Source organism: Pseudonocardia adelaidensis (assembly GCF_039543345.1).
In the GTDB taxonomy this organism is placed as follows: domain Bacteria; phylum Actinomycetota; class Actinomycetes; order Mycobacteriales; family Pseudonocardiaceae; genus Pseudonocardia; species Pseudonocardia adelaidensis.
Window position 1 is genome coordinate 23,963 of sequence record NZ_BAABJO010000008.1, and the last position, 25,959, is coordinate 49,921.

Annotated in this window: 26 protein-coding genes, 1 tRNA gene and 1 pseudogene; 18 read left to right on the forward strand and 10 right to left on the reverse strand. The window is 73.5% G+C overall.

Translation table 11 applies throughout. From position 1 onward, the window contains the following. Positions 1-481 precede the first annotated feature (481 nt). Positions 482-1,504: an LLM class F420-dependent oxidoreductase gene (locus ABEA81_RS12160; protein WP_345605089.1), complete on the reverse strand. Its 1,023-nt coding sequence runs from the start codon at positions 1,502-1,504 to the stop codon at positions 482-484. Further along, positions 1,501-2,133: a helix-turn-helix transcriptional regulator gene (locus ABEA81_RS42645; RefSeq protein WP_425570528.1), complete on the reverse strand. Its 633-nt coding sequence runs from the start codon at positions 2,131-2,133 to the stop codon at positions 1,501-1,503. The genes ABEA81_RS12160 and ABEA81_RS42645 overlap by 4 nt, the downstream gene beginning before the upstream one ends. Positions 2,134-2,182: 49 nt before the next feature. On the opposite strand from ABEA81_RS42645, the gene ABEA81_RS12170 reads away from it, so the two are divergent. Continuing rightward, positions 2,183-2,419 (forward strand): Rossmann-fold NAD(P)-binding domain-containing protein, encoded by a 237-nt coding sequence (locus ABEA81_RS12170; RefSeq protein ID WP_345605091.1) that lies wholly within the window; start codon positions 2,183-2,185, stop codon positions 2,417-2,419. Here ABEA81_RS12170 and ABEA81_RS12175 read toward each other — a convergent pair whose 3' ends face one another. Continuing rightward, on the reverse strand, positions 2,420-2,878 hold the full coding sequence (locus tag ABEA81_RS12175; protein WP_345605092.1) for an STAS domain-containing protein: 459 nt from the start codon (positions 2,876-2,878) through the stop codon (positions 2,420-2,422). Positions 2,879-3,000: 122 nt separating this feature from the next. Between ABEA81_RS12175 and ABEA81_RS42650 the strand changes: the two are divergent. From ABEA81_RS42650 to ABEA81_RS12200, 6 genes and pseudogenes are all read left to right on the forward strand, one after another. Then, positions 3,001-3,237 (forward strand): annotated as a pseudogene (locus ABEA81_RS42650) (helix-turn-helix domain-containing protein); the annotation flags it as partial. Positions 3,238-3,253: 16 nt separating this feature from the next. Beyond that, positions 3,254-3,511, forward strand: a complete 258-nt coding sequence (locus tag ABEA81_RS12180; RefSeq protein WP_345605093.1) for a Scr1 family TA system antitoxin-like transcriptional regulator — start codon at positions 3,254-3,256, stop codon at positions 3,509-3,511. Positions 3,512-3,526: 15 nt separating this feature from the next. Further along, positions 3,527-3,727: a DUF397 domain-containing protein gene (locus ABEA81_RS12185; protein ID WP_345605094.1), complete on the forward strand. Its 201-nt coding sequence runs from the start codon at positions 3,527-3,529 to the stop codon at positions 3,725-3,727. Next, positions 3,724-3,933 (forward strand): DUF397 domain-containing protein, encoded by a 210-nt coding sequence (locus ABEA81_RS12190; protein WP_345605095.1) that lies wholly within the window; start codon positions 3,724-3,726, stop codon positions 3,931-3,933. The genes ABEA81_RS12185 and ABEA81_RS12190 overlap by 4 nt, the downstream gene beginning before the upstream one ends. Next, positions 3,934-5,073 (forward strand): glycosyltransferase 87 family protein, encoded by a 1,140-nt coding sequence (locus ABEA81_RS12195; protein WP_345605096.1) that lies wholly within the window; start codon positions 3,934-3,936, stop codon positions 5,071-5,073. 783 nt (positions 5,074-5,856) lie between these two features. Beyond that, on the forward strand, positions 5,857-6,216 hold the full coding sequence (locus ABEA81_RS12200; protein WP_345605097.1) for a hypothetical protein: 360 nt from the start codon (positions 5,857-5,859) through the stop codon (positions 6,214-6,216). A 214-nt stretch (positions 6,217-6,430) separates the two neighbouring features. On the opposite strand, the gene qcrB is transcribed toward ABEA81_RS12200, so the two are convergent. From qcrB to ctaE, 4 genes are read right to left on the reverse strand one after another with little or no spacing between them, the layout of a single operon-like run. After that, positions 6,431-8,104, reverse strand: coding sequence for a cytochrome bc1 complex cytochrome b subunit (gene qcrB, locus ABEA81_RS12205; protein WP_345605098.1), 1,674 nt, complete (start codon positions 8,102-8,104; stop codon positions 6,431-6,433). Beyond that, complete coding sequence (gene qcrA / locus ABEA81_RS12210) at positions 8,101-9,231, reverse strand: cytochrome bc1 complex Rieske iron-sulfur subunit (protein ID WP_345605099.1); 1,131 nt, start codon at positions 9,229-9,231, stop codon at positions 8,101-8,103. The genes qcrB and qcrA overlap by 4 nt, the downstream gene beginning before the upstream one ends. Beyond that, a complete protein-coding gene (gene qcrC, locus ABEA81_RS12215; protein WP_345605100.1) occupies positions 9,228-10,070 on the reverse strand; it encodes a cytochrome bc1 complex diheme cytochrome c subunit in 843 nt (280 codons plus the stop codon). Before qcrC ends, qcrA begins: the two co-directional genes overlap by 4 nt. A gap of 52 nt (positions 10,071-10,122) precedes the next feature. Then, positions 10,123-10,743, reverse strand: a complete 621-nt coding sequence (gene ctaE, locus ABEA81_RS12220) for an aa3-type cytochrome oxidase subunit III (RefSeq protein ID WP_425570529.1) — start codon at positions 10,741-10,743, stop codon at positions 10,123-10,125. A 78-nt stretch (positions 10,744-10,821) separates the two neighbouring features. On the opposite strand from ctaE, the gene ABEA81_RS12225 reads away from it, so the two are divergent. Together ABEA81_RS12225 and trpD are read left to right on the forward strand one after the other, a co-directional pair. After that, positions 10,822-11,244 (forward strand): response regulator transcription factor, encoded by a 423-nt coding sequence (locus ABEA81_RS12225; protein WP_345605102.1) that lies wholly within the window; start codon positions 10,822-10,824, stop codon positions 11,242-11,244. Then, the gene (trpD, locus tag ABEA81_RS12230) at positions 11,237-12,283 is read left to right on the forward strand and encodes an anthranilate phosphoribosyltransferase (RefSeq protein WP_345605103.1); all 1,047 of its coding nucleotides are present in this window, start codon (positions 11,237-11,239) and stop codon (positions 12,281-12,283) included. Before ABEA81_RS12225 ends, trpD begins: the two co-directional genes overlap by 8 nt. Before the next feature lie 192 nt (positions 12,284-12,475). Here trpD and ABEA81_RS12235 read toward each other — a convergent pair whose 3' ends face one another. After that, positions 12,476-12,754 (reverse strand): Lrp/AsnC family transcriptional regulator, encoded by a 279-nt coding sequence (locus ABEA81_RS12235; RefSeq protein ID WP_345605353.1) that lies wholly within the window; start codon positions 12,752-12,754, stop codon positions 12,476-12,478. Between the two features lie 10 nt (positions 12,755-12,764). Continuing rightward, positions 12,765-14,480, reverse strand: a complete 1,716-nt coding sequence (locus tag ABEA81_RS12240) for a DEDD exonuclease domain-containing protein (protein ID WP_345605104.1) — start codon at positions 14,478-14,480, stop codon at positions 12,765-12,767. A 121-nt stretch (positions 14,481-14,601) separates the two neighbouring features. On the opposite strand from ABEA81_RS12240, the gene ABEA81_RS12245 reads away from it, so the two are divergent. The 9 genes from ABEA81_RS12245 (at position 14,602) to ABEA81_RS12285 (ending at position 24,793) form a co-directional block, all read left to right on the forward strand. Next, on the forward strand, positions 14,602-15,945 hold the full coding sequence (locus tag ABEA81_RS12245) for an NYN domain-containing protein (protein WP_345605105.1): 1,344 nt from the start codon (positions 14,602-14,604) through the stop codon (positions 15,943-15,945). A gap of 17 nt (positions 15,946-15,962) precedes the next feature. Continuing rightward, positions 15,963-16,454 (forward strand): DUF1772 domain-containing protein, encoded by a 492-nt coding sequence (locus ABEA81_RS12250; protein ID WP_345605106.1) that lies wholly within the window; start codon positions 15,963-15,965, stop codon positions 16,452-16,454. Positions 16,455-16,519: 65 nt separating this feature from the next. Then, entirely contained in the window at positions 16,520-16,810 is a 291-nt protein-coding gene (locus ABEA81_RS12255; protein ID WP_345605107.1) for a hypothetical protein, read from the forward strand. A 312-nt stretch (positions 16,811-17,122) separates the two neighbouring features. Continuing rightward, on the forward strand, positions 17,123-18,151 hold the full coding sequence (locus ABEA81_RS12260) for an NlpC/P60 family protein (protein WP_345605354.1): 1,029 nt from the start codon (positions 17,123-17,125) through the stop codon (positions 18,149-18,151). 93 nt (positions 18,152-18,244) lie between these two features. Continuing rightward, a complete protein-coding gene (locus ABEA81_RS12265; protein ID WP_345605108.1) occupies positions 18,245-19,390 on the forward strand; it encodes a glycosyltransferase family 4 protein in 1,146 nt (381 codons plus the stop codon). A 45-nt stretch (positions 19,391-19,435) separates the two neighbouring features. Further along, the gene (fdh, locus tag ABEA81_RS12270; protein WP_345605109.1) at positions 19,436-22,741 is read left to right on the forward strand and encodes a formate dehydrogenase; all 3,306 of its coding nucleotides are present in this window, start codon (positions 19,436-19,438) and stop codon (positions 22,739-22,741) included. A 112-nt stretch (positions 22,742-22,853) separates the two neighbouring features. Continuing rightward, positions 22,854-23,750 carry a 4Fe-4S dicluster domain-containing protein gene (locus ABEA81_RS12275; RefSeq protein WP_345605110.1) on the forward strand — a complete coding sequence of 299 codons (897 nt, stop codon included), beginning with the start codon at positions 22,854-22,856 and terminating at the stop codon, positions 23,748-23,750. Next, positions 23,747-24,679, forward strand: a complete 933-nt coding sequence (nrfD, locus tag ABEA81_RS12280; RefSeq protein ID WP_345605111.1) for an NrfD/PsrC family molybdoenzyme membrane anchor subunit — start codon at positions 23,747-23,749, stop codon at positions 24,677-24,679. The genes ABEA81_RS12275 and nrfD overlap by 4 nt, the downstream gene beginning before the upstream one ends. A 19-nt stretch (positions 24,680-24,698) precedes the next feature. Next, a tRNA-Sec gene (locus ABEA81_RS12285) sits at positions 24,699-24,793 on the forward strand. A 114-nt stretch (positions 24,794-24,907) separates the two neighbouring features. Here the strand turns inward: ABEA81_RS12285 and selD are convergent. Then, on the reverse strand, positions 24,908-25,954 hold the full coding sequence (selD, locus tag ABEA81_RS12290) for a selenide, water dikinase SelD (RefSeq protein WP_345605355.1): 1,047 nt from the start codon (positions 25,952-25,954) through the stop codon (positions 24,908-24,910). Between the last annotated feature and the right edge of the window lie 5 nt (positions 25,955-25,959).

Below are 25,959 nucleotides of genomic sequence, written 5' to 3' on the forward strand. Positions count from 1 at the left end.
ACCCGAAGCGGGGGACGAGCCGTGTCCAGGCCCGCCCATCAAGCGTAACGACGCCAGATGATCTGCGACGTTCGACCGATGACGTACGGCCGCGACGAGTAATTGTTTCGGCCGGGTGCCAGCTCCTATCGGCCCGGCCGCGACACCCACTGAAGCAGGTCCGCCCGACCGGAGCACGGCCCGGAGGTGACGATCCCCATATGACGCAGTGGCAGGATGTCCGAATGATGCGATGGCCGACGGCAGAGTGAGCAACCACTGGTAGACGGCGCGGTCGGCGGGCTACAACGCCAGATACGTCCCGCTGCTCAGCTATGCCCTTCTCATCCGGACGAAACGCCCATCGGGGCTGATTGCCCCATGGCTACAATAAACATGCGTGACGGCGACAATCCGCCGTTTTGCGGAGCGTCGTGTCGCCGGTGCACACGGCGTGCCCGTCGCGCACCCACGGGTGATGCCAACACTCCGGCCCGGCCGATCACTCCCGCTGCAGGGCCTCCGTCGCGGGTGTGAAGAGGGCGTCGTCGTGCGCGTAGGGCGCGTAGAAGGTGAACCGGTCGACGAGGCCGCCGAAGCGGCCCAGTACCGCGGTGCCCAGCCGGTCGGGCTCTGCCGCCACGGCGAACGCGGCGAGCACCTCGTCGTCGATCAGCTCGCCCATGCGTTGCCAGCGGTCGGGGTCGCCGGCGCGGGAGAGCCGGTTGAGCTCGACGCCCAGCTCGCCCCACCCGTGCAGGTCGAGCACGGGGCGGTACGCGGGTGTGCTGCCGTAGAAGGCGATCTGCTCGCGCACACCCCGGGCCGCGGTGGCCATCTCCTCCTCGGTGGTGCCCGACACCACGAACCCGGAGAACGCGATCGTGACGTCGGCCCGGGTGCGGCCGCTCCGCGCGAGCCCGTCCTCCAGCACCGGGAGCGTGTGTTCGCGCAGGTAGCGCTCGGTGGTGAAGGCGTGGGGGAGGAGCCCGTCGCACACCTCGCCCGCCACGCGCGTCATCTGGTCGCCGACAGCGGCGAGGTACACCGCGGGCGGCCCGTACGGGCTGGGCGCGGGGGAGAAGAACGGCGTCATGAGCGTGTGGGAGTAGAACTCGCCGCGGAACGCCAGCCGCTCACCGGTGTTCCAGGCGCTCCAGATGGCCCGCAGCGCCTGCACGTACTCGCGCATGCGGCGCGCCGGGTGGCTCCACGGCATCGCGAAGCGGCGCTCGATGTGCGGCTTGACCTGGCTGCCCAGCCCGAGCAGGAACCGGCCCTCCGAGTGGACCTGCAGGTCGTTCGCCACGTAGGCCGTGCTCATCGGGTTGCGGGCGAACGCGACGGCGATCGCGGTGCCCACCGCGACCCGCGAGGTGTGCTCGGCCACCGGCATCAGCGGCAGGAACGGGTCGTGCGGGCCCTCGTAGCTCCACAGCCCGTCGACCCCGGCCTCCTCCCGCGCCCGTGCCTCGGCCGCCAGCTCGGCCAGCCCCGTGCCCCGCAGCATCGCGTCGACCTTCATCGGACCAGTGGATCACGGGCCGCGGCCCCGTGCTGTGTCGGTGTCGTGCCGCGGCGGCGCTTGAACGCCGTGCTGAGGCCGGACACGTCGGCGTAGCCGACCTTCCTGGCCACCGCGCCCTCCGTCTCGTCGGACTCCCGCAGCAGGTCCGCGGCCAGCGCTATCCGCCAGTCCGCCAGGTAGGCCATCGGCGGCGTGCCGACCCGCTCGGTGAACCGGCGGGCGAGGGCCGCCGGCGAGCCCGCACCTGGGACCGCGTGCTGGACGGCGTCCGCGGGATGTACGTCGTTCCGCTCGACGGTGCCGGGCTGACCGGTGCGCTCGTCGAGCGCGGCCCGGTGTCGAGCGGGTGGTGCTGTCCGGGCGGGGCGTCGACATGCCGGGGTACGGGCGTCCGGACGCGCCGCTGGCCCGCCCCACGTTCGCGGCGAACGGCGGTGCGGGAGAGCGGGGCGGAGCGGACGATCCTGCGGCCGACGTGGTTCGCCCAGAACTTCAGCGAGGGATTCTTCCGCGACGCCGTGCGGGCGGGGGAGATCCGGCTCGCCGCGGGGGAGGGTGCGGCCACGTTCGTCGACGCCGAGGACATCGCGGCCGCCGCCGTCACCGCCCTCACCGAGGACGGGCACGGCGGGCAGGTGTACTCGCTGTCCGGGCCCCGAGCCGTGACGATGGCCGATGCCCGCGGCCGCGATCGGGGCGGCGGTGGGCCGGGACGCGCGCTACGTCCCGGTCGAGCCGGACGAGTTCGTGCCCGAGCTCGTCGCGGCCGGCTGGCCCCGGGCCGACGCCGAGGACCACGCCGACGCGGTCGCCGCGCTGCGCAACGGCCTCGACGCCCACGTCTCCGACGGGGTGCAGCGCGCGCCCCGCGACTTCGCCGAGTTCGTGGCGTCCACCGACCGGGCGGCCTGACTAGTGGAGCGCGGTGCACCGCGCAATCGCGGCCTCGACGTCCTGGTGCACCCGCCACTGCTGTTGCAGCCCCAGCAGCGACACCACCCGCCATGCGGCGCCGGGACGGGGACAGACCACGTGTGCCGCGCCGCCGCGTGCTTCGAGCGCACCCACCGCGCGCTCGACGCAGTGCACACCGGCCGCGGCGAAGAACTGCACCCCCGTGAGATCGACGAGTACCGACCGCGAGCCGATCGCGAGCGCCCGTTCCAGCGCTTCGCTGAGCTCGGCGCGGGTGCCCGTGTCGACGTCGCCGGCCACCCGGACGGCGACGTACCCCTCGCCCGGGCAACCGTCGATCTCGGCCGCGAACACCCCGATCGGACCCTTCCACTCGGACTTGCCGCTCCCCTGAGCACCCAGCGTGATCCCACGCGCACGGCAGGTCAAGAGTGAAGCTGCCAGGAAGATCGCCACGACCCGGTGACCTCGGCGGACGGCCGGATACACACGGCAACCACGGAGGCTCGGTCCGGCCGGTGCCGGAGCGCGACGGCGCAGTGATCAAGGGGGTGGGAATCCCACCGCTGCCGTTCCCGGTGCCACGATCGTCATCGGCCGGACGCGGAGGGCGCACGGGGGCGAAGCGGAACGGTGCGTCGATCAGGCGGCCCATCCCGGCACGCAGGTTGCGGGAACTTCGGGAGGGAGCCCGGCTGACGCTCGACGAGGCCGCCCCGGCGCGGGAAACGTCGGCGAGCAGGCTGAGCCGCATCGAGAACGGTCAGCAGAAGACCGACGTGCACCTGGTCAAGAGCATGCTCGACCTGTACGACGCAGGCGACCAGCGAAATGCCGACAGTCACACTGCAGGTGCTGCCGACCGGCCGAGGCGCGCACCCTTCGCTCGCATCCGGGTGCACCATCCTCAGCTTCGGCGATCTCTGCGAGCCCGACATGGCCTACGTGGAACACGCCCTCGGTGCCACCCGCCTGGAGAAAGAACCGGCCGTCGCGCTGGCTAGACTCGAACTCGAGCGGCTCCGCACCCTCGCGCTGGCCCCGCCAGGGTCGCGGGAGATGATCCGGCGGATCGTCGGTGAGCCGTAACCGGAAGGGGGTGCCGTGAACTTCGAGCATCTTGGGTGGCGAACGAGCACGCACAGCGGCGAGAACGGCAACAGCTGCGTCGAGGTCGCCCCGACCCCCACCGGCGTGGCCGTACGCGACACCAAGGACCGCGGCCGCGCCCCCCACCTCCATTCCGCCGACGCATGGCGGACCTTCATCACCGCTGTCCGGAACGGGGAGTTCGACCGCCCATGAGATCACGCGTGCCCGCCGACGTCGTCTGGATGCGCAGCAGCACCAGCACCGCCGAGGACGCCGTCGAGATCGCCCGGCTGCCCGACGGCGGGGCGGCGTTGCGCCGCGCGGGCGACCCGGACTGCGAGCCGCACGTCTACACGGCCGCCGAGTGGGAGGCGTTCGTGAAGGGCGTCGACGCGGGCGAGTTCGACCTGCCCGAATAGGTGCGCCATCTCCTCGCGGGGGCCGCGGCAGTCGTGCTCGTCGCGCAGGCCGTGGTGTTCGCGCTCTGGCCCGGCGCCCACGCGCTGCTGATCGACCTGCAGGTCTACCGCGCGGGTGGGGGGCACGTGCTCGCCGGCGAGCCGCTGTACGCGGGCGGGGTGCTGCTGGACCTGCCGTTCGTCTACCCGCCGTTCGCCGCGGCGCTGTTCGCACCGCTCGCGCTGCTGCCGCCGGACCTGCTCAAGGTGCTGTGGACCGGTGCGGGGATCGCGCTGCTCGCCTACGTGGTGCGCCGCTGCGCGCCGCGCGCGGGGTGGCCCGCTGCCGTGCTGCTCGCCGTGGTGGCGACCGCGCTCGACCCGGTGCGCACCACCCTCTACCTCGGGCAGATCAACATCGTGCTGCTCGCGCTGGTGGTGGGGGATCTCCTCGGGAGGCCGGGGAGCCGGCTGCGCGGGGTTGGGGTCGGCCTCGCCGCGGCCGTGAAGCTGACGCCGCTGCTGTTCGTCGTGTACCTCGTGGCCACGCGGCGGTGGCGGGCGGCGGCCACGGCACTGGCGACCTTCGCGGCCGCCGCCGGGCTGGGGTTCGTGCTCGCGCCCGCCGACTCGGCGGCGTTCTGGCTGGAGGGCACGTTCGCGGCGGCCGACCGGATCTCCGACGTCGCCGGTCCCAGCAACCACTCCCTGAACGGCGTGCTCTCCCGCCTGGGCGTCGAGGGGCTGCCGTGGCTCGTCGGCGCCGCGGTGCTCGGGGCCGTCACGATCGTGCTGGCCGTGCGGGCGCACCGGCGCGGGGACGAGGTGCTCGCGCTGACGCTGTGCGGGCTCGCCTCCGCCGCGCTGGCGCCGTTCGCGTGGTCGCACCACTACGTGTGGGTCGTCCCCCTCGCGATGCTCCTCGGCGTCCGGGCCGTCGCCGGCGACCGTTGGGCCCTGGCCGGGCTGGCCGGGGTGCTCGCCGCGACCGTCGCGGTGGTGACGGCGCTGCCCGGCCCGCAGGTCGGCCCGATCCCGGCCACCGGCCTGATCTCCCTCTGGCCCGACGCCTACCTGCTGCTCTTCCTGGCGGTGCTCGCCGCCGCAGCCCGCCCACGCACCAACATTGGTGCTGGCACACGAACTGCAGTTCCTGTCTGAGCACCAGGATTGGTGTGTGACGTGCGCCGCGCCCGCTGGCACATGAAGGCTGGTGCTGGCACAGCAACTGCAGTTCGTGTGTGAGCGCCCATGTTGGTGTGGGAGTGGGCAATTCGCTCATTCGGGCCCATCGGCGCGGCCGGGCGGGGATGCTGCCTCGCGTGGAGATTCCCCGTCTTGTCGTACGTCGGCAGCTGCTCGCCGCGGGGTGGACCGATCACGAGTTGCGCCGGCGGCGGCGGTCCGGGGAGCTCGTCAGCCTCGGACGGGGCGCCTACCTGCCGGCCCCAGGCATGCCGCCTCGGTTCGAGGCCCGCCACGCCCTGCTCGCCGCGGTGCGCGACGAGCGCGAGGCCGCGGACGGCGTCCTCTCCCACGTCTCGGCCGCGGTGCTGCTGGGCCTGTCGACCTGGGGGCTGCCGCTCGACCGCATCCACCGCACGCGGGACCGGCGTACCGGCGGTCGGGTCGGCGAGGGTGTGCACGTGCACGCCGCTCCGCTCGCACCCGACGAGGTCGTGGAGATCGACGGCCTGCGCGTCACCGCACCTGCCCGCACCGTGGTCGACGTCGCGCGGACGGCCCGCCTCGACGCCGCGGTCGTGGTGGCCGACAGCGCCCTCCACAAGCACCTCACCGACCCCGCCGAGCTCGCCCGGGCCGTCCACCGCTGCGCCGGGTGGCCGGGTGCGCCACAGGCCCGCCGGGTCGTCGCACTGGCGGACGGCGACAGCGACAGCGTCGGCGAGTTCCCGCAGCCGGCTCGCGATCCAGCGGGCGGGCTTGCCGGTGCCGGTGCTGCAGTGGAAGGTGCAGGGCAACGGGCGGGTGTACGAGATCGACTTCGGCTGGCCCGAGCTGCACACGGTCGGCGAGTTCGACGGGCTGATCAAGTACGGGCGGCTGGTGGAACCGGGCCAGGACCCGGCCGACGTCGTGGTGGCCGAGAAGCTGCGCGAGGACGAGATCCGCGACCTCGGGCTGCGGGTGGTTCGGTGGACCTGGTCCGAGATCGACGACTTCGACCCGGTGACCGAACGCCTGAAGCGCGCCTTCGCCGCCTCGCCGGCCGGGGCCGCCCGCGACGATGACAGCTCGCACACGAACGTCGGTGCCGGCGCACCAACTGCAGCTCGTGTGTGAGCGCCACGGTTGGTGTGTGAGCGGCCTGGGCTGGCGTGGCTCGACCCGTCACACACCAACTCCGGTGTCGGCGCACCAACTGCAGCTCGTGTGTGAGCGCCACGGTTGGTGTGTGACGGCCTGATCTCACCGCACAACCGCGGAACACCGGCGCCGGAGAACGGCGAGGGCCCCGCCGGTCGCCCGGCGGGGCCCTCGCTTCGGTCCGAACTGCCTACTGCTGCCCGATCGCCTCGCGCTCCTCGGTGCGGGACGCGACCTCCGCGGGCCGCTGCCCGTTGCGGGCAGCGGCCTCGGCCTCGGCCGCCTCGTGGCGGGCCTGCTCGAGCGCCGCGGTCTCCTCGGCGGGGTCCGGCTTGAGCAGCGACCCGGGGACCGGGCTGCCACCCATGCCGAGCTGGTTCATCCGCTTGGGCACGGGCGCGCCCTGGTACTCCAGGGGGATCGCGTGGCCGTGCTCGTCGACGCCGCCCAGCGGCTGGTGCACCTCGATGAACTCGCCGTGCGGCAGCCGCCTGATGACGCCCGTCTCGATGCCGTGCTCGAGCACCGCGCGGTCGCCGCGCTGCAGCCCGAGGCAGATCCGGTACGTCACCCAGTAGGCGATCGGCGGGACCACGAAGACGCCGATGCGGCCCGCCCACGTGGTGGCGTTCAGCGAGACGTCGAAGACGTAGGCGATGAGGTCGTTGCTGCCCGAGAGGACCAGCACCGTGTAGAAGGAGATGCCCATGACGCCCAGCGACGTGCGCACGGGCACGTCCCGCGGGCGCTGCAGCAGGTTGTGCAGGGCGTTGTCCTTGGTGAACCGCCGCTCGATCCAGGGGTACGCCCCGGCGAGGACGTAGAGGATCGGGAGGAACGCGGGGCTCGCCCAGAACGCCGGCGGGATGTTGTAGTCGCCGATGTGGATGTCCCACGGCGGGAAGATCCGCAGCATCCCCTCCGTGAAGAGGACGTACCAGTCGGGTTGGGATCCCGCCGAGACGTGGGCGGCGTTGTACGGCCCGAAGTTCCAGATCGGGTTGATCTGGAAGATCCCGCCCATGATCCCGAGGACGCCGACCGTGACGGCGAAGAACGCACCGCCCTTCGCGGCGAAGGCCGGGAGGATCCGGACGCCGACGACGTTGCCCTCGGTGCGGCCGGGGCCGGGGAACTGGGTGTGCTTCTGGTACCAGACCAGCCCGACGTGCAGCGCGATGAGCGCGAGCAGGATGCCCGGGATGAGCAGCACGTGCACGATGTAGAGCCGCGGGATGATCTCGGTGCCCGGGAACTCGCCACCGAAGATCGCCCAGTGGCTCCAGGTGCCGACCACCGGGACCGCCAGCATGAACCCGGACGCGATCCGCAGGCCCGTACCGGACAGCAGGTCGTCGGGGATGGAGTAGCCGGTGAACCCGGCGAAGAAGCCGAGGAACAGCAGCAGCACGCCGATCACCCAGTTGGCCTCGCGCGGCTTGCGGAAGGCGCCGGTGAAGTACGTGCGGAACATGTGCACGACCATCGCGGCCATGAACAGCAGCGCCGCCCAGTGGTGCACCTGGCGGACGAACAGCCCGCCCCGGACCTCGAAGGAGATCTGCAGGGTGCTCTCGTAGGCCCGCGACATGTGGATGCCGCGCAGGTTCTCGAACGGGCCGTTGTAGACGACCTCCTCCATGGAGGGGTCGAAGAACAGCGCCAGGTAGGTGCCCGACAGCAACAGCACGATGAAGCTGTAGAGCGCGATCTCACCCAGCATGAACGACCAGTGGGTCGGGAAGACCTTGTTGAACTGCTTCCGCATCCCCGCTGCCGGGTGGTAGCGCTGGTCGAGCTCGTCGAGCGCGCCGATCACCTTGGCGTTGGCGCCCGACCCGGTGGGCGTCGTGAGGGAACTCACGGGTTGTACCTCCGCTCCCAGAAGGCCGGGCCGACGGGCTCGGCGAAATCGCCCTTCGCGACGAGGTATCCCTCGTCGTTCACTGTAATCGGAAGCTGGGCGAGCGGCCTCGTGGCCGGACCGAAGACCGGCCTCGCGTACTCCGTGGCCAGGAACTGCGACTGGTGGCACGGGCAGAGGATCCGGTTGGTCTGCGCCTCGTACAGCGAGGTGGGGCAGCCCAGGTGGCTGCAGATCTTGGAAAACGCGTAGTAGTCGCCGTAGTTGAAGTTCTCCTGGCCACTCCGGTGCACGACCTGCTGGTCGGGGCGAAGCCGGATCAGCATGACCGGGGCGTCCGAGGCCCGGAGGCTGCGGACCAGGGCTTCCTCGTCGTCCCGGTCGGACTCCCGGAACGGGAACACCGTCTCCATGGAGCCGGGGTCCTGGTCCTCGGGGCGCACGAGCGAGATGTCGTGCGGGTCGCCGGTGTCCCGGCGCAGGTAGACGGTCTCGCCGTTGACGGGCTTCCAGGGGGTGACCCACAGCGCCGCGTCGTCGCCGCCCTTCCACGGGTTGCGCACCAGCGGCGCGACGGCCGCGATGCCCAGCCCGAGGCCGAGCACGCCGGCCGCGCCTCCCGCGGCGCGGACGATCAGCTTGCGGCGGGCGATGTCGGTGTCCTTGCCGGCCTTGACCAGCTGGGCCGTGACGGTGAGCCGGGCGACCTCGTCTGAGGCGCCGTCGTGGCGCTGCTGGACCGACACCTCGTCGGGGAAGAACTTCTTGATGTAGGCGATCACGCCGACGCCGACCGCGAGCACCGCGAGCCCGAACGTGAAGCCGACGATCGGCGTGTAGAGCGCGTACAGCGAGTAGCCGGGCTCGCCGGGCGCCACGTACTGGAAGGGCCAGAACAGGAACGCGGCGAGGAAGGCCAGCCCGGACACCGCCGAGATGACGAACCACAGCGCCACGGACCGTTCGGCGCGCTTCTCCGCGCGCGTGCCCGACAGCGGCCACTTGGGCTGGTTGTGGACGACGTCGACGTCGTCGAGCTCACCCGCGAGCCGAGCGCGCTGCTCGAGGGTCATGTCCTCGACCTCGGCCGCGGTGGGCGCGGGTGGTTGCTGGTGTGACGTGGTCATGACTTGGCTCCCAGCCACATTGCGACGCCGACCATTGCGGCGATGCCGACGATGAAGGCGACCAGGCCCTCGGACACCGGCCCGATCCCGCCCAGAGGGTTGCCGCCCGGGTTGTTGTTCCCGTCGGTCACCGACTTGACGTAGGCGATGATGTCCTCCTTCTCGTCCGGCGCGAGCTGCCGGTCGGAGAACTTCGGCATGTTCTGCGGGCCCGTGAGCATCGCGGTGTAGATGTCCAGTTCGGTGGCCGGGTCGAGCGTCGGCGCGAACTTCCCGGAGGACAGCGCCCCGCCGCGTCCGGTGAAGTTGTGGCAGGACGCGCAGTTGAGGCGGAAGAGCTCGCCGCCGCGCGCCGGGTCGCTGCCCCGCAGGGCCTCGCCCTCGGCGGCAGGCCGCGTGGGCCCGCCCCCGTTGGACTGGATGAACGCGCCCAGCGCGTCGATGTTGGCCATGCCCTCTTCGGTGTGCGGGTCGAACTGGGGGCTCGGCGGCTTGCGCTGCGCCTGCGCCTCCTGGCGGGCCAGCGGCATCCGGCCGGTCGACACCTGGAAGTAGACGGCGGCGTCGCCGACGCCGATGAGGCTCGGCCCGCGGTCCTGGACGCCCTGCAGGTTGGCGCCGTGGCAGCTGACGCAGGTGTTGTTGTAGATCTGCTCGCCCTGCGCGATCAGCGCGGTGTCGCCTTCCTGCGCCGTGGCCACCTGCGGCTGCGGGGCGAAGGCGGTGTAGAGGCCGCCCGCGGCGAGCAGCCCGATCCCCAGCGCCAGCGCGCCTGCCACGCGGCGGCGGAACCGGCTGCGCGGCCCGCGGGGCTTCCTCGAAGGGGGTGTGGTGGTCATCGTCGGCGTCGTCCAACCTTTTTACGGTCGCAGTAGTTGGGGAGGCTCTGTATCAGCGGATGAAGTAGATGACGGTGAACAGGCCGATCCACACGACGTCCACGAAGTGCCAGTAGTAGGACACGACGATCGCGGCGGTGGCCTGCTGCGGCGTGAACTTGGTGAGCTTGGTGCGGATCATCAGGTAGATGAACGCGATCAGCCCGCCGGTGACGTGGAGGCCGTGGAAGCCGGTGGCCAGGTAGAAGACGGTGCCGTACGCGTCCGAGGAGAGGGTGGTGCCTTCCTCGACCAGCGTGCGGTACTCGTTGGCCTGCCCGAGCACGAAGATCGTGCCCATGATCAGGGTCAGCAGGTACCAGCGGCGCAGCCCGTACACGTCGCCGCGTTCCGCCGCGAACACCCCGAACTGGCAAGTGAACGACGACGCGACGAGAACGATCGTCACCACGAGGGCGTAGGGGACGTCGAGGTGGGTGTGGGGAGGCCACGGCAGGTCCGGCGGGTTCTGCGCGCGCGCTGTGAAGTAGATCGCGAACAGCCCGGCGAAGAACATCAGCTCGCTGGACAGCCAGACGATCGTGCCGACGCTGACCAGGTTGGGGCGGTTCAGCGAGTGGATGCGCGCGCTGATGGTGGGAGCCGCAGTCGTCACCGGGGCAGTATGAACCATCTTCTACAGGCTGTCGTCTTTACCCCCGGGGGCGGCCGGGACCGGGCGGACGAGCACGTCGCACTACAGTTCGTCGCTGTGAGCAGCCCTGTCGCGCACGAGTCCCTGACCGTGCTGGTGTTCAGCCACCGTCCCGAGGTCCGGGAGGCCATCATCACGGCCATCGGCCGGCGTCCGGCGCCCGACCTCCCCCGCGTGCGCTTCCACGAGGCGAGCGGGATCGCGGAGGTCCTGCAGGGCGCCGACTCCGGCGACTTCGACCTGGCCATCCTCGACGGCGAGGCCCAGCCCACCGGCGGTATGGGCATCTCCCGGCAGCTGAAGAACGAGATCGACGACTGCCCGCCGATCATCGTCACGGTCCGCAGGCGGGACGACCGTTGGCTCGCCACCTGGTCCCAGGCCGACGCGGTGCTCGTGCACCCGCTCGACCCGCTCACCGCCGCCGAGACGGTGGCCGACGTGCTGCGGCGCTCGGCGTCCGTCGCGATCCGTGGCTGAGAGCGGCCTCAGCTGGCCGGGTCTGCTCGGCCGGCTGATCCGGGGTGAGCACCTGGGCGCCGCCGACACGGCGTGGGTGATGGACCGGGTGCTCTCGGCCGAGGCCACCCCCGCCCAGCTCGCCGGTTTCCTCGTGGCACTGCGGGCGAAGGGGGAGACGGCCGCCGAGATCGCCGGTCTCGCCGAGGCGATGCTGCGCCACGCCCGGCGCATCACCGTGCCCGGCCGCGCCGTGGACGTCGTCGGCACCGGCGGCGACCAGGCGCACACCGTGAACATCTCCACCATGACCGCGGTCGTCGTGGCGGCCGCGGGCGCGCCGGTCGTCAAGCACGGCAACCGCGCCGCGTCCTCGTCGAGCGGTGCGGCCGACGTCCTGGAGGCGCTCGGCGTCGCGATCGACCTGCCGCCGGACGGCGTGGCGGCGTGCGTGGCGGACGTGGGCATCGGGTTCTGCTTCGCACCCGTCTTCCACCCGAGCTTCCGGCACACCGCGGCGCCCCGCCGCGAGCTGGGCGTGCCGACCGCGATGAACGTGCTCGGGCCGCTCACCAACCCGGCCCAGCCGCCCGCGGCGCTCGTGGGCTGCGCCGACCCGCGGCTCGCCCCCGTGATCGCCGAGGTGCTCGCGGGGCGCGGGGCGTCCGCGCTGGTGGTCCGCGGTGACGACGGCCTCGACGAGCTCACCACCACGACCACCAGCACGGCGTGGGTCGTCGCCGGTGGGCAGGTGCGGCGGGAGAGCGTCGACCCGGTCGCGCTCGGCCTCGCCCCCGCGATCCGGGAGGCGCTGCGCGGCGGCAGCCCGGCGGAGAACGCCGAGGTCTTCCGCGCGCTCGTCGAGGGCCGCACCGGCCCCGTGCGCGACGCGGTGCTGCTCAACGCCGCGGGCGCGCTGGTCGCGTTCGACGGGCCGCCCACCGACCTGGCCGGCGCCCTCGCGGGGGCGCTGGAACGGGCCGCCGCCGCCGTCGACTCGGGAGCGGCGGAACGCCTCCTGACGCGCTGGGTCGAGGTCTCCACCGCCCAGAAGCCCTAGCTGCAGCGGCCCGACCCCGACACCCGCGAGTCTCGCATCGACGGGCCGAGTCCCGCATTCTGTCGGGGCGAGTCTCGCGTTTGCGCAGGTGAGTTCCGCGTTACGACGACCCGTTGCGCGTTCGGGGCCCAGCAATTGCGGGACTCGCCCTGATGAATTGCGGGACTCGCGGGTGGGGAAGTCGGGCCGGACTCAGTCCAGGCCGACGGAGAACGTGGCCTCGGTGTCGGCGCGGGAGTAGGAGCGGAAGGCGATGTGGGTGTCGGTGCGCCGCACGCCCTCGACCTTGCTGAGCCGCCCCGCGATGACGTCGGCGAGCTGCTCGTGCTCGGGCACCTTGACGACGGCGATCAGGTCGACGTCGCCCGCGCACGAGTAGACCTCGGCCACCCCGTCGAGGTCGGCGATGGCCTGCGCCGTCTCGGGGATGCGGTCGGCAGCGGTGTGCACCAGGACGATCGCCGTGATCACGCCGCTCACCCTAGTCCACCTCGACCTCGATCGGCCGGGCCCTCTCCGCCCACGTGCCCCACGCGCCGGCGCCGCGGGCGGGCTCGGTCCACGCCGGTTCGCTCGCGACGAGGCGCGTGCCGCCGGTGGTGAGCCACCGGTGCAGCAGCCGGACCTCCTCCACCGGCGCCCCGCGCAGCGGGCCCGGGCCGGGCAGGACGGTCTGGGCGCCCAGCCGCAGCGCGTCGATCACCGGCATCGGCGGGACGCCGCGCCGGGCGACGCAGTCGGCGGCCAGCCGCCCGTACCGCACCACGGCGATCTCCCAGCCGCGGCTGCCGTCCGGCCGCGCGCCGACGACCTCCGGCAACGCGGCGAGCGCCGTGAGCCGCTGCGACCGGCCCAGCCCGAGCACCAACGCCGCCAGCTGGTCGCGCCGCCGCGCCGCGGTCTCGAACCGCTGCTTCGCCGCGAGCGCGTCGATCTCGGCGGCGGCGGTGTGCAGCGGCGCGTCGTCGCGGCCCTCGACCAGGTCGGCCAGTGCACGGACGCCGGGCGCGTACTCCTCGGGCGTCTGCAGGCCGGCGCAGGGCGCCCCGCAACGGCCCATCTCGTGCAGCGCGCACGGGGTGGCCGAGGCGCCCTTCGCCGCGATCCGCTGCGTGCACGGGCGCAACGGCACGACGTCGAGCACGGTGTCGACGGCCGCGGCCGCGGCCCGCCGGGACGGGAACGGCCCCAGCGCACCGTCGCGGGGCGAGGTGACGACGGACAGCCGGGGGAACGCCTCGGTGGTGGGCACGACCCACCACGTGTGGTTCGGGCGCTTGGAACGGCGGTTGTAGCGCGGGTGGTGCGCCGCGATGAGCCGCAGCTCCCGCACCGCTGCCTCGAGCGCGTGGGCGCAGACGACGGTGTCGACGCGCTCGGCGATCGCCACCATGTCGCGCACCCGGCGGCGCCGCTCGCCGGAGGTGAAGTAGCTGCGCACCCGTCGCTGCAGGTCACCGCTGGTGCCGACGTACAGCACCTCGTCCCGCGGGCCGCGGAACAGGTACACCCCGGGCGCCGACGGCACGCCCTGGGCGAGCGTCCGCTTGCGCCGCTGCTGCTGCGTGGGCCGGTGCGGGGCGGACGCCCGCGCGAGGGCCAGCAGCTCCTCGAGGCTCTGCACGCCGAGGTTGCCGACGCGTTCGAGCAGCCGGTGCAGGACCTCGACCGTGGCGCGGGCGTCGGCGAGCGCGCGGTGCGTGGGGCGCGTGGCCGTGGCGAAGAGCTCGGCGAGGGCGCCCAGCCGCACGCTGGGCGCCTCGTCGTGCGGCAGGACGGCCCGGGCCAGCCGCGCCGTGCACAGCACCGGCGGGCGCGGCCAGACCTGGCCGTGCCGTTCGCACGCCGCGCGCAGGAACCCGGAGTCGAACGGGGCGTTGTGGGCCACCAGCACCGTGCCCCGCAGGAACTCCAGCACGGACGGGAGCACCTGCCGCAGCGGGGGCGCGCCCGCGATCATCGCGGACGTGATGCCGGTGAGCGCCACGATGCCGGGCGGCACGCCGGTGCCCGGGTCGACGAGCGTGGCGAGCTCGCCGAGCCGCTCGCCGCCGCGCACCTTCACCGCCCCGATCTCGGTGATCGAGTCGGTGCCCGCCGAGCCGCCCGTGGTCTCCAGGTCGAGCACGACGAACGTGACCTCGCGCAGCGGGGTGCCGAGCTCGTCGAACGTCAGCTGGGACGACCGGGCAGGCACGGGCGCGGACGCTAGCGACGGTCCCCGACAGAACCGCGCGACCGGGTCCGCGCGGCCGCCCGCACGGATTGTGACCGCCGCGTCACCGGTGAACCGGAGCGAACGCAGATAACCTGGTGCGATGTCCAGGTCCGGCGGTGACACCGGCTCACCCCAGCGGGGTGCGGCCGCGCCGCCGCCCGGGCTGGTGGACTGGGCCAAGCTCCCCGATGCGTTGCGCTCCCGCCTGGCCGAGCTCGCGGCCACCGCCGTCGGCGCGATGCCGTCCGCGGACGTCCCGGTGCCGTTGCGCAGGCTCGCGCGCTTCACCCCCGCCAAGCGGGCCAAGCTCGGTGCCGGTGCGCTCACGGCGGAGCTCGAGGCGTCGGCGGCGTTCCGCACCGCCGTGGTGGCCTGGTGGGAGGACCAGCGGCCCGGCGAGCTCACCACCGCGTCCGACGACCCGCTCATGGCGGCCGCCGCGTCCGTCCTGAACGACGACGCGGACGCGGGCGAGGCCGTCGCCGCGGCCGCCCGCCGGGGCGAGGCGGGGGAGCTGCGCGCGGAGCGGGACGCGGCCCTGTCCCGCGTGGACAAGCTCACCACCGAGCTCGAACGGCTCCGCGGGGAGCTCACCGAGGCCCGTGCCCAGGCGCGCACGGCCGGGCAGCAGCGTGACCACGAGTACCAGCAGCTGCGCCGCCGGGTCTCCGAGCAGGGGGCCAAGCTGCGGGCGGCGCGCGACGCGCAGGCCGCGGCCGAGCAAGCCGCCGAGGAGCTGCGCATCGCGGCCGAGCGCGACCTCGCCGCCGCCGTGGCCGAGCGGGACCGCGAGCGGGAGCGCGCCGAGGCCGAACGCAGGCGGGCCGACCGCGCCGCAGCCGAGGTGGCCGCCGCCCGGCAGGCGGCCCGCGAGGCGCGCAAGGCCGACGAGGTGCGCCTCGCACTCCTCATGGACACCCTCGGCGGCGCGCTCACCGGCCTGCGCCGCGAGCTCGCGATCGGTGGTGGTGGGCCCCGCCCCGGCGACCTCGTCGCGGGCGCGCGCAGCGCACGGGGTGGCACCGCCGTCGGCACGGTCGCCGAGCTGGACGCCATGCTGGCCGTGCCGTCGCTGCACCTCGTGGTCGACGGCTACAACGTCAGCAAGACCGGTTACCCGGAGCTCCCGCTCGCAGACCAGCGGTCCCGGCTCGTCGGTCAGCTCGGCGCTCTCGCCGCGCGCACCGGGGTGGAGGTCACCGTCGTGTTCGACGGCGCCGGTGTGATCACCGCGCCGCCGCGCGGCTCCCGGGGCGTGCGGGTGCTGTTCAGCGACCCCGGCGTGCTGGCCGACGACGTCATCCGCGACCTCGTGGCGGCCGAGCCGCAGGGCAGGCCGGTCGTGGTCGCCACGTCGGACCGGGCGGTGGTCGAGTCGGTCCGGCGCGGCGGTGCACACGCCGTGGCGTCGGCGGTGCTGCTCACCCGGCTGGTGCGCGGGTAGGCCGGGAGCCTCGCCCGATGGCGGACGGCCGCGCGTTCACGATCACCCGGCGCGTGAGCAGGCTCGGCGGCGCGGTGCTCGCGGGTGTCGCCCTCACCGTGCTCGTGCTCGAGCTGGCGCTGCGCCGGCTCGACGGCCCGCAGTACGTGGCTGTCCGCCACGCCGAGTTCGGCTGGTTCACCGGGTTCATCGGCGCGGTCCTCGTGCCCACGCTCGTCGCGGTGGCGACGCTCGCCGTCCTCGCCCGCGGGCGCGCCGGTGCGCGGCGTGCGGCCGCCGCGCTCGCGCTGCTCCTGCTCGCCGTCGTGATCACGATCCTCGCCAACGGCCCGATCAACGTCGAGCAGCTCGCATGGGACGTCCAGGCACCCCCGGCGGACTGGGCGCGCGTGCGCGACCTGTGGCAGGTCACCCATGCCGTGCGGACGGTCGCGATCCTGGCGGCCCTCGGATGTCTCGAGTCCGTCGAGGCGGGAACGGGGCCGGGAACTGTCGGAGGGCGTCCCTAGCGTGACGCGCATCGGATGGCGACGGCCCGTCCGAACCGTCCAGGGAGCAGAGACAGGGAGCAGCGATGATCATCGACTGTGAGGGGTGCGCGGTCCGCGGCGCGGCCTGCGGCGAATGCGTGATCGGCGTGCTGCTGGGTGCGCCGGCGCCGGTGGGCCCTGCGGACGGCGGCGCGGAAGCGGCGGCGGACGTGCCGTCCGGCGCGCCGATCGTGCAGCTCGACGCACCGGAGCGGCGTGCGCTCGCCGTGCTGGCGGATCAAGGCCTGGTGCCGAGATTGCGGTTGGTGGCCACCACACCGCGCCGAACGCTTCCGGATGCGGGGAGCGGGGGAGCCGTCCGTGACGCAGGGTGAGAAAAAGTCCACTTAGCACGAATTTCCGCTGCGCTCCGTGCATGTGGGTGACGTCGCGCGGCGCGCCACGCCGAGGCACCCCCGGTTTGGTCGCGCGCCGGGCTGCTCCGTAATCTCCGCGAGACCTTGTGGCGTGTCAGCCATTCGACAGCGAGTGGCAACGCGAGGTCACCGCGCGATACCCCGATCGGCGCTCCCCAGTACCCCGATCGTGTGTTCGCGCGGGGTGGCGAGAGGAGATCCGTCCGCGTGGAGTCGCGTCGACGCACCTCGTCGGGTTCTCGGAAGTCCGTCCGTCCGCGCGTGCGTCGCATGCGCCGCCACGGCCGGTCGGTGTCCTCCGTCGGCTCGCTCGTTCTGCTGGTGGTCCTGTCGTTGCTGGTCGCCGCGTCCCCCGCCGCGGCGCAGGAGGACCCGCCCGACGCGCAGGACGCCGCGCGGCAGCTGGAGCAGGTGAACCGGGAGGCGGAGTCCCTCACCGAGGAGTGGCACGCCGCGAAGGACACGCTCGCGGCCCGGCAGTCGGAGCTCACCACGCTGCAGCAGGCGGTCCAGCCCGCTCAGGCGGCCCTCGAATCCGCGGTCGCTGACGAGGAGCAGTTCCGCGTCCAGATCGACAGCGTGGCGCTGTCCGCGTTCGAGAGCGGCAACCTCGACCAGCTGAACGCCCTGCTCGCGAGCAAGTCGCCGCAGGAGTTCCTCGACCAGATGTCGGCCATCGAGACACTCGCCTCCGGCTACCGGGACTCGCTCGAGCAGCTGCTGACGAAGGTCGACGACACCGCGCAGAAGCGGGTCGAGGCCGACGCCGCCGTCCAGCGGGCCCAGGCGGCCGCCGACGAGGCGGCGCGGGCCGAGGAGGACGTCGAGAACCGCAAGCGTGACGCCGAGAAGCGGATCGACGAGGCCCAGCGCCTCCTCGACCGGTTGAGCCCGCAGCAGCGGCGCGAGCGCAACGGTCCCACCCTCAGCGGTCCGACCTCGCTGTCCGGCAGCGGAGTCGGCGTCCAGGCGGCGCAGGCGGCCATGAAGATGCTCGGCAAGCCCTACCGGTACGGCGCGGAAGGGCCCAGCTCGTTCGACTGCTCGGGGCTCACGTCGTGGGCGTTCCAGCAGGTCGGCGTCACGCTGCCGCGGTCGAGCAGCCAGCAGGCCCGGGTGGGCACCCCCGTCCCGCGCGACCAGTTGCGGCCCGGCGACCTCGTGTTCTTCTACAAGCCGGTGAGCCACGTCGGCATCTACGTCGGCGACAACAAGATGATCAATGCGCCGCAGACCGGCGACGTCGTCAAGTACTCCGACATCTCCAGCCGCCCGATCACCGGCGCGCGCCGGCTGTAGACCCGGACCGTCCGCTCCCCGGATACGGGCGGCGGCCGGCCAGGGTGACCGGCCGCCGCCCGATCGCAGGGAAGCGGGGGATAGCGTCGCGCGGTGGCGCGCACGCTCCTCGTGACCAATGACTTCCCGCCCCGCACCGGCGGCATCCAGACCTACCTGCACGCCTTCGCCGAGCGGCTGCCGGGAGAGCTCGCCGTCTACGCGCCCGCGTGGCCGGGCGCCGCCGAGTGGGATGCGGCCTCGCCGGTGCCCGTGCACCGGCACGCGACGTCGCTCATGCTCCCCGTGCCGGCCGTGGCCGCGCGCGCCGCCGCCCTCGCCCGCGAGTACGCCGCCACCACCGTCTGGTTCGGCGCGGCGGCGCCGCTGGCGCTGCTCGGCCCGTACCTGCGCAGGCACGCGGGCGTCGAGCGGGTCGTCGGGAGCACGCACGGCCACGAGGTGGGCTGGTCGATGGTGCCCGGTGGGCGCCGGGCGCTGCGCCGGATCGGCTCGGACGCCGACGTGCTCACCACCATCTCCCGCTACACCCGCTCCCGGCTCGCGGCGGCGTTCGGGCCGGGCGCGGCCCTCGAGGTGTTGCCCGCGGGGATCGACACCGAGCGGTTCCGGCCGGACCCGGCCGCGCGCGCGGAGCTGCGCAGGCGCTACCGCGTCGGCGACGCGCCGCTCGCGGTGTGCGTGTCCCGGCTGGTGGCGCGCAAAGGGCAGGACGCGCTGATCCGGGCGCTGCCGCTCGTGCGCGAGCGGGTGCCGGGGGCACGGCTGCTCCTCGTCGGTGACGGCCCGGGGGCCACGCGGCTGCGGCGGCTGGCCCGGGCAGCCGGCGTGGACGAGCACGTCGTGTTCGCCGGAGCGGTGCCGGCGGTCGACCTGCCGGCCCACCACGCGGTCGGCGACGTGTTCGCACTCCCGTGCCGCACGCGCGGAGGCGGCCTCGACGTGGAGGGCCTCGGCATCGTGCTCCTGGAGGCGGCGGCCGCCGGGCTGCCGGTCGTCGCGGGGGAGTCGGGCGGGGCCCCCGAGACGGTCCGGGAGGGCCGCACCGGCCGCGTCGTCGACGGGCGGGACGTGGAGTCCGTCGCGTCCGCGGTGGCCGGCCTGCTCGCCGATCCGGACCGGGCGCGAGCGATGGGTGCCGCCGGCCGTTCATGGATGCGGCAGGACTGGACGTGGGCCGCGCGGGTGGCCCGGCTGCGGGCCCTGCTCGCCGGGGACCAGGCGTTACTCGACCGTTAGCCGATCGCATGTTTCCCCGCGCCCGATCGGGACAAGTCACGGGACGTGGGTGCGCGGACCTTCATCGATCTCTGGCCGGTCGTCCGTCAGCTCGCCGGGCGTGATCCGCTGGGCCGTGGCGAGGCTGCCAAGTCCGCCCGGAGCCGGAGCCTGACCGCCCGCACCGAGACGGCCGACCGGGTGGTGAAGTCCGTCTGCCCGTACTGCGCCGTGGGCTGCGGCCAGCAGGTCTACGTCGAGGGCGAGCGGGTCACGCAGATCGAGGGCGACCCGGATTCACCGATCTCCCGCGGCCGCCTGTGTCCGAAGGGCGCGGCCAGCCACCAGCTCGTCACCGCGCCGAGCCGGCAGACGACGGTCCGCTACCGCCGCCCGGGTGGCACGGAGTGGGAGGACCTCGACCTCGACACGGCCATGGACATGATCGCCGACCGGGTCATCGAGACGCGGCGGCGGACCTGGCAGGACACCGACGAGGAAGGCCGCGTCCTGCACCGGACGCTCGGCTTCGCCAGCCTCGGCGGCGCCACGCTGGACAACGAAGAGAACTACCTGATGAAGAAGCTCTACACCGCCCTCGGCGCTGTGGAGATCGAGAACCAGGCCCGCATTTGACACTCCTCCACCGTCCCCGGTCTGGGGACCAGCTTCGGCCGCGGCGGCGCCACCACGTTCCAGCAGGACCTGCAGAACGCCGACTGCATCCTGATCCAGGGCTCGAACATGGCCGAGTGCCACCCGGTGGGGTTCCAGTGGGTGATGGAGGCGAAGGCGCGCGGGGCGACCATCCTGCACGTCGACCCCCGGTTCAGCCGCACCAGCGCGCTCGCCGACATCCACGTCCCGCTGCGCGCCGGCAGCGACATCGCGTTCCTGGGCGGCCTGATCCACCACGTGCTGGAGCACGACAAGTGGTTCCGGGACTACGTCGTCCACTACACGAACGCGCCGATGATCCTGCGCGAGGACTTCCGCGACACCGAGGACCTCGACGGCCTGTTCTCGGGGTTCGACGCCGATGGGCGCCACTACGACCCGTCGACCTGGCAGTACGAGGGCGCCGACGTCGCCGCGGCGGCGGGGCAGCGCGACCAGTGGGCGGTGATGCAGCGCGACACCGGGGGCGTCGACGGCGCCGAGCACGGGAAGCGGATGAGGGCCTCCTCGTCGACCGAGACGGCGGGCTCCGGCGGCGGGACGTTCCACGGCACCCCGGAGCGCGACGACACCCTGCAGCACCCGCGGTGCGTGTTCCAGGTGCTCAAGCGCCACTTCGCGCGCTACACGCCCGCGACCGTCGCCGACATCTGCGGCATCTCGGAGCACGAGTTCCTCCGGATCGCCGAGATCGTCACCCGCAACTCGGGGCGCGACCGGACCACCGCGATCGCGTACGCCGTGGGCTGGACCCACCACACGGTCGGGGTGCAGTACATCCGGACGGCGGCGATCCTGCAGCTGCTGCTGGGCAACATCGGCCGGCCCGGCGGCGGGATCCTCGCGCTCCGCGGCCACGCGTCGATCCAGGGGTCGACGGACATCCCGACGCTGTTCAACATCCTGCCCGGCTACCTGCCGATGCCCCACGCCCACGAGCACCTCGACCTGCGGGAGTACATCTCCTCCGGCGCCGGGAGCAAGGGCTTCTGGGGGAACATGGACGCATACACGGTGAGCCTGTTGAAGGCCTGGTGGGGCGATGCGGCCACCGCGGACAACGACTTCTGCTTCGGGTACCTGCCGCGGCTGACGAGCGGCCACTCCAACTACGACACCGTGATCAAGCAGGTGGAGGGCGGGGCCGAGGGCTACTTCCTGGTGGGGGAGAACCCGGCGGTGGGCACGGCCAACTCGCGGATGAACCGGGTCGGCCTGGCCAACCTGAAGTGGCTCGTGGTGCGCGACCTCTACATGATCGAGAGCGCGACGTTCTGGAAGGACGGCCCGGAGATCGAGTCGGGCGAGCTCACCACGCGGGACATCGGCACCGAGGTGTTCTTCCTGCCCGCCGCGGCGCACGTGGAGAAGGACGGCACGTTCACCAACACCCAGCGGCTGCTGCAGTGGCACCACAAGGCCGTCGAGCCGCAGGGCGACCAGCGCAGCGAGCTGTGGTTCTACTACCACCTCGGGCGGCGGATCCGGGAGAAGCTCGCCGCGTCGACGGACGAGCGCGACCGGCCGATCCTCGACCTGACCTGGGACTACCCGACGACCGGCCCCCTGGCCGAGCCGGACGCCGAGGCGGTCCTCGCCGAGATCAGCGGCTGGGGCGGCGACGGCGAGCCGCTGTCGTCCTACACGGGGCTGAAGGCCGACGGGTCCACCCGCTGCGGCTGCTGGATCTACTGCGGGTCGTTCGCCGACGGGGTCAACCAGACCGCGCGGCGCAAGCCCGGCCGGGAGCAGAGCTGGGTGGCGCCGGAGTGGGGCTGGGCGTGGCCGGCCAACCGTCGCCTGCTCTACAACCGGGCGTCCGCGGACCCGGACGGGCGGCCGTGGAGCGAGCGCAAGGCCTACGTCTGGTGGGACGCCGACCAGGAGAAATGGGTGGGCCACGACGTGCCGGACTTCGAGGCGACCAAACGCCCCGACTACCGGCCGCCCGAGGACGCCGAGCGGGAGGACGCGCTCGCCGGCACCGACCCGTTCATCATGCAGGCCGACGGCCGCGGCTGGCTGTACGTGCCGGCCGGGCTCGCCGACGGCCCGCTGCCCGCCCACTACGAGCCGGCGGAGTCGCCGGTCGGGAACGCGCTCTACGGGCAGCAGGCGAACCCGGCCCGCCGGGTGTTCCCGCACCGGCTCAACCGGTACGCCCCGAGCGCCGGATCGGCCGGATCGGACGTCTTCCCGTACGTGTTCACGACCTACCGGCTCACCGAGCACCACACCGCGGGCGGGATGAGCCGGTGGCTGCCGCACCTGTCCGAGCTGCAGCCGGAGATGTTCTGCGAGGTCTCCCCGGCGCTCGCCGCCGAGCGGGGCCTCGAGCACATGGGATGGGCGACGATCGTGAGCGCGCGCGCGGTGATCGAGGCGCGGGTGCTGGTCACCGAGCGGATGCGCCCCCTCTGCGCGGGCGGACGCACGATCCACCAGATCGGGCTGCCCTACCACTGGGGACCGAACGGCATCTCGACCGGCGACGCGGCGAACGAGCTGCTGCCGATCGTGCTCGACCCGAACGTGCACATCCAGCCGACGAAGGCGGACACCTGCGACATCCGCCCAGGACGCCGCCCGCGCGGAGCCGCCCGACTCGCGCTGGTCGAGTCCTACCAGCGGCGGGCCGGCATCACCGAGCGCACCGGGACGGCGGCGACCACGACGGAGGGAGAGCGGGGATGAGCGAGCTTGCGAGCGAATCATGTTGCAGCGCCCGCGCCCCGCGCGCGAGCTTGCGAGCGCGCCATGGGGACAGTGCCCGGCGAAGCCGGCCGAGCGTCGGCGAGGCCGAGCGATGAGTGAGTTCACCCTCGAGCAACGGCTGGCCGGCCCGCTGGCGGATCCCGCGGCCGAGGCCGGCCACGTCGAGCACCCGCCGCGCGTGGGGTTCTTCACCGACACATCGGTCTGCATCGGGTGCAAGGCCTGCGAGGTGGCCTGCAAGGAGTGGAACCTGATCCCGGAGGACGGCATGGACCTCACCGGGATGTCGTACGACAACTCGGTCGGGCTGGGTGCCTCGACGTGGCGGCACGTCGCGTTCGTCGAGCAGACGCGGACGCGGACGGATGCGGTCGACCTCGGGATGCCGTCGGTGCCGCAGGGCGGGCGGGAGTCCGACCGCGAGATGCAGTGGCTGATGGCCTCGGACGTGTGCAAGCACTGCACCCACGCCGCGTGCCTGGACGTCTGCCCGACCGGCTCGCTGTTCCGCACCGAGTTCGGCACGGTCGTGGTGCAGGAGGACATCTGCAACGGCTGCGGCTACTGCGTCCCGGCCTGCCCGTACGGGGTGATCGACATCCGGCCCGGTGACGGCAGGGCGTGGAAGTGCACGCTCTGCTACGACCGGCTCGGTGCCGGCATGGAGCCGGCCTGCGCGAAGGCCTGCCCCACCGACTCGATCCAGTTCGGGGACCTCGACGAGCTGCGCGAGCGCGCCGCGGAGCGCGTCGACGTGCTCCACGAGGCAGGCGTCGCGGACGCGCGGCTGTACGGCCACGACCCGGCCGACGGGGTGGGCGGCGCCGGCGCGTTCTTCCTGCTGCTCGACGAGCCGGAGGTCTACGGGCTGCCGCCGGACCCGGTCGTGACCACCCGGGATCTCCCGGCGATGTGGAAGCGGGCCGCCCTCGCCGCCGCCGGGGTGGTGGCCACGGTCGCCGCGGCGTTCGTCGGGGCACGGCGATGAGCGGCCGCGACGGGGACCGGGACGCGACCTTCCGCTCGTACTACGGGAAACCCGTCCTCAACCGGCCCACCTGGAAGACCCCGGACGTACCCACCTACCTCTTCAGCGGGGGGACGGCCGGTGCGTCCGCCGTGCTCGCCGAACTCGCCGCGTCGACGGGGCGCCCGACCCTGGCCCGGGTCGCGCGGCTCGGCGCGGCGGGCGGAGCGATGCTCGGCGCCGGGCTGCTGGTCCACGACCTCGGCCGGCCCGCCCGGTTCCTCAACATGCTCCGGATGCTCAAGGTCACCTCGCCGCTGTCGGTCGGCTCGTGGATCCTCGCGCCCTTCTCCGGGCTGGCCGCGCTCGCCGCCGCGTCGGAGATCACCGGGTACGCCCGCGGGCTGGGCCGGGCGGCCGGCGTGGGTGCCGCCGTGCTGGGCGGACCGATGACCACCTACACCGCCGTGCTGATCAGCGACACCGCGGTGCCGGCCTGGCACGAGGCGCGCGGCGAGCTGCCGGTGGTGTTCGCCGGCAGCGCCGTCGCGGCGAGCGGCGGGCTGGGGCTGGTCGGCGCCGACGTGCGCGAGAACGGGCCGGCGGCGCGGCTGGCCGTGGCCGGGGCGGCCACCGAGCTCGTGGCGAGCCGGGTGCTGGAGCGCAGGCTGGGCGGGCTCGGCACGAGGTACACCACCGGCCGCGCCGGCCGGTGGAGGCGGGCGGCCACCGTGCTCACGGCCGCCGGGGCCGCCGGCGCCCTGCTCGGGCGCCGCCGCCGAGGCGTGGCCGCGGCGTCCGGGCTCGCCGTGCTCGCGGGCTCGCTGGCCACGCGGTTCGCCGTGTTCCACGCGGGCCTCGCATCGGCGGACGACCCGGCCGACACCATCGTCCCGCAGCGCCGCCGGCTCGACGACCGGGAGCGGGCCGAAGCCGCGAAGATCGGGTAACGTCGGGCGCACTCCTCAGGGAGGCGTCTGGGTGCCTGGTGGCCCCCGCGGTCTTCAAAACCGACGTGGCCGAGCAGCTCGGTCAGGCGGGTTCGATTCCCGTCCGCCTCCGCAGTGATCTCGGGCCCGACGGGCGCGATGACGCCACCGCACACACCGCGTCGAGACGGCACACACCGCGGGCCGTGTGCGTCGTCCACAGACGGTGTGTGCGGTCTGGCGGTGGCCTCAGCGCCGGACGCGGATCCGCCCGGCCCCGGGTTCGGCCCGCCCGATCACCGCGGCCTGCCCGCCCTGCCGGCGCAGCTCCGCGACGGCCGCGGCGGCCCGCTCGGGCTCGGCGCCGAAGAGCAGCCCGCCCGAGGTCTGGGCGTCGGCGAGCAGCACGACGTCGGTCTCGTCGACGCCGGGACCGATGTCGAGCACCTCCTCCACCCACTCCCGGTTGCGCCGGGTGCCGCCGGGCACGGTGCCGGCGTCCGCCAGCTCCCGGACTCCGGGCAGCAGCGGTACGGTGCCCACCTCGACGACCGCGTCGACCCCGGACGCGGTGGCCATCTTGCGGAGGTGGCCGAGCAGGCCGAACCCGGTGACGTCGGTGCAGCCCTCCGAGCCCGCGGCGAGCGCCGCCGCCGCTGCCGCGGCGTTCGGGGTGCACATCGTGGCCACCGCGGCGGCGAGCAGCTCTCCGCTCGCCGTGCCCGCCTTCACCGCCGTGGTGGCGATCCCGACGCCCAGCGGCTTGGTGAGCACGAGGGCGTCGCCGGGGCGCAGGCCGGCGTTGGTGAGGATCCGGTCCGGGTGGACCTCGCCGACGACCGCGAGCCCGTACTTCGGCTCCGGGTCGTCGATCGAGTGGCCGCCGATTACGGCGAAACCGCACGCGCGGCCGACGTCCGCCCCGCCGGCGAGGACCTCGCTGAGCATCTCCGTGGGCAGCACCTCGCTCGGCCAGGCCACGATGTTCAGCGCGAACAGCGGGCGCGCACCCATGGCGTAGACGTCGGAGACGGCGTTGGTCGCCGCTATCCGGCCCCACGTGCGCGGGTCGTCCACGACCGGGGTGAAGAAGTCCGTGGTGGCGACGAGGGCGCGGTCGGCGTCGAGCCGCCAGACCGCCGCGTCGTCGCCGGTCTCGGTGCCGACGAGAAGGTCGGGGTGCGTGGCGGGGGTGACCGTCGCGAGGATCTCCGCGAGCCGGCCGGGCCCGATCTTGCAGCCGCAGCCCGCGCCGTGGCTGAAGCGGGTGAGCCGCTGGGTCTGCGTGGGCGCGATCGTCG

What these genes read in the sequence shown, in the direction of transcription:
- ABEA81_RS12160 (WP_345605089.1), bottom strand. Translation starts at nt 1,504, where the DNA reads ATGAAGGTCGACGCGATGCTGCGGGGCACGGGGCTGGCCGAGCTGGCG.
- ABEA81_RS12170 (WP_345605091.1), top strand. Translation starts at nt 2,183, where the DNA reads ATGCCCGCGGCCGCGATCGGGGCGGCGGTGGGCCGGGACGCGCGCTAC.
- ABEA81_RS12180 (WP_345605093.1), top strand. Translation starts at nt 3,254, where the DNA reads ATGCCGACAGTCACACTGCAGGTGCTGCCGACCGGCCGAGGCGCGCAC.
- ABEA81_RS12190 (WP_345605095.1), top strand. Translation starts at nt 3,724, where the DNA reads ATGAGATCACGCGTGCCCGCCGACGTCGTCTGGATGCGCAGCAGCACC.
- qcrA (WP_345605099.1), bottom strand. Translation starts at nt 9,231, where the DNA reads ATGACCACGTCACACCAGCAACCACCCGCGCCCACCGCGGCCGAGGTC.
- qcrC (WP_345605100.1), bottom strand. Translation starts at nt 10,070, where the DNA reads ATGACCACCACACCCCCTTCGAGGAAGCCCCGCGGGCCGCGCAGCCGG.
- ctaE (WP_425570529.1), bottom strand. Translation starts at nt 10,743, where the DNA reads ATGGTTCATACTGCCCCGGTGACGACTGCGGCTCCCACCATCAGCGCG.
- ABEA81_RS12245 (WP_345605105.1), top strand. Translation starts at nt 14,602, where the DNA reads ATGTCCAGGTCCGGCGGTGACACCGGCTCACCCCAGCGGGGTGCGGCC.
- ABEA81_RS12250 (WP_345605106.1), top strand. Translation starts at nt 15,963, where the DNA reads ATGGCGGACGGCCGCGCGTTCACGATCACCCGGCGCGTGAGCAGGCTC.
- ABEA81_RS12255 (WP_345605107.1), top strand. Translation starts at nt 16,520, where the DNA reads ATGATCATCGACTGTGAGGGGTGCGCGGTCCGCGGCGCGGCCTGCGGC.
- ABEA81_RS12260 (WP_345605354.1), top strand. Translation starts at nt 17,123, where the DNA reads ATGCGCCGCCACGGCCGGTCGGTGTCCTCCGTCGGCTCGCTCGTTCTG.
- ABEA81_RS12275 (WP_345605110.1), top strand. Translation starts at nt 22,854, where the DNA reads ATGAGTGAGTTCACCCTCGAGCAACGGCTGGCCGGCCCGCTGGCGGAT.
- nrfD (WP_345605111.1), top strand. Translation starts at nt 23,747, where the DNA reads ATGAGCGGCCGCGACGGGGACCGGGACGCGACCTTCCGCTCGTACTAC.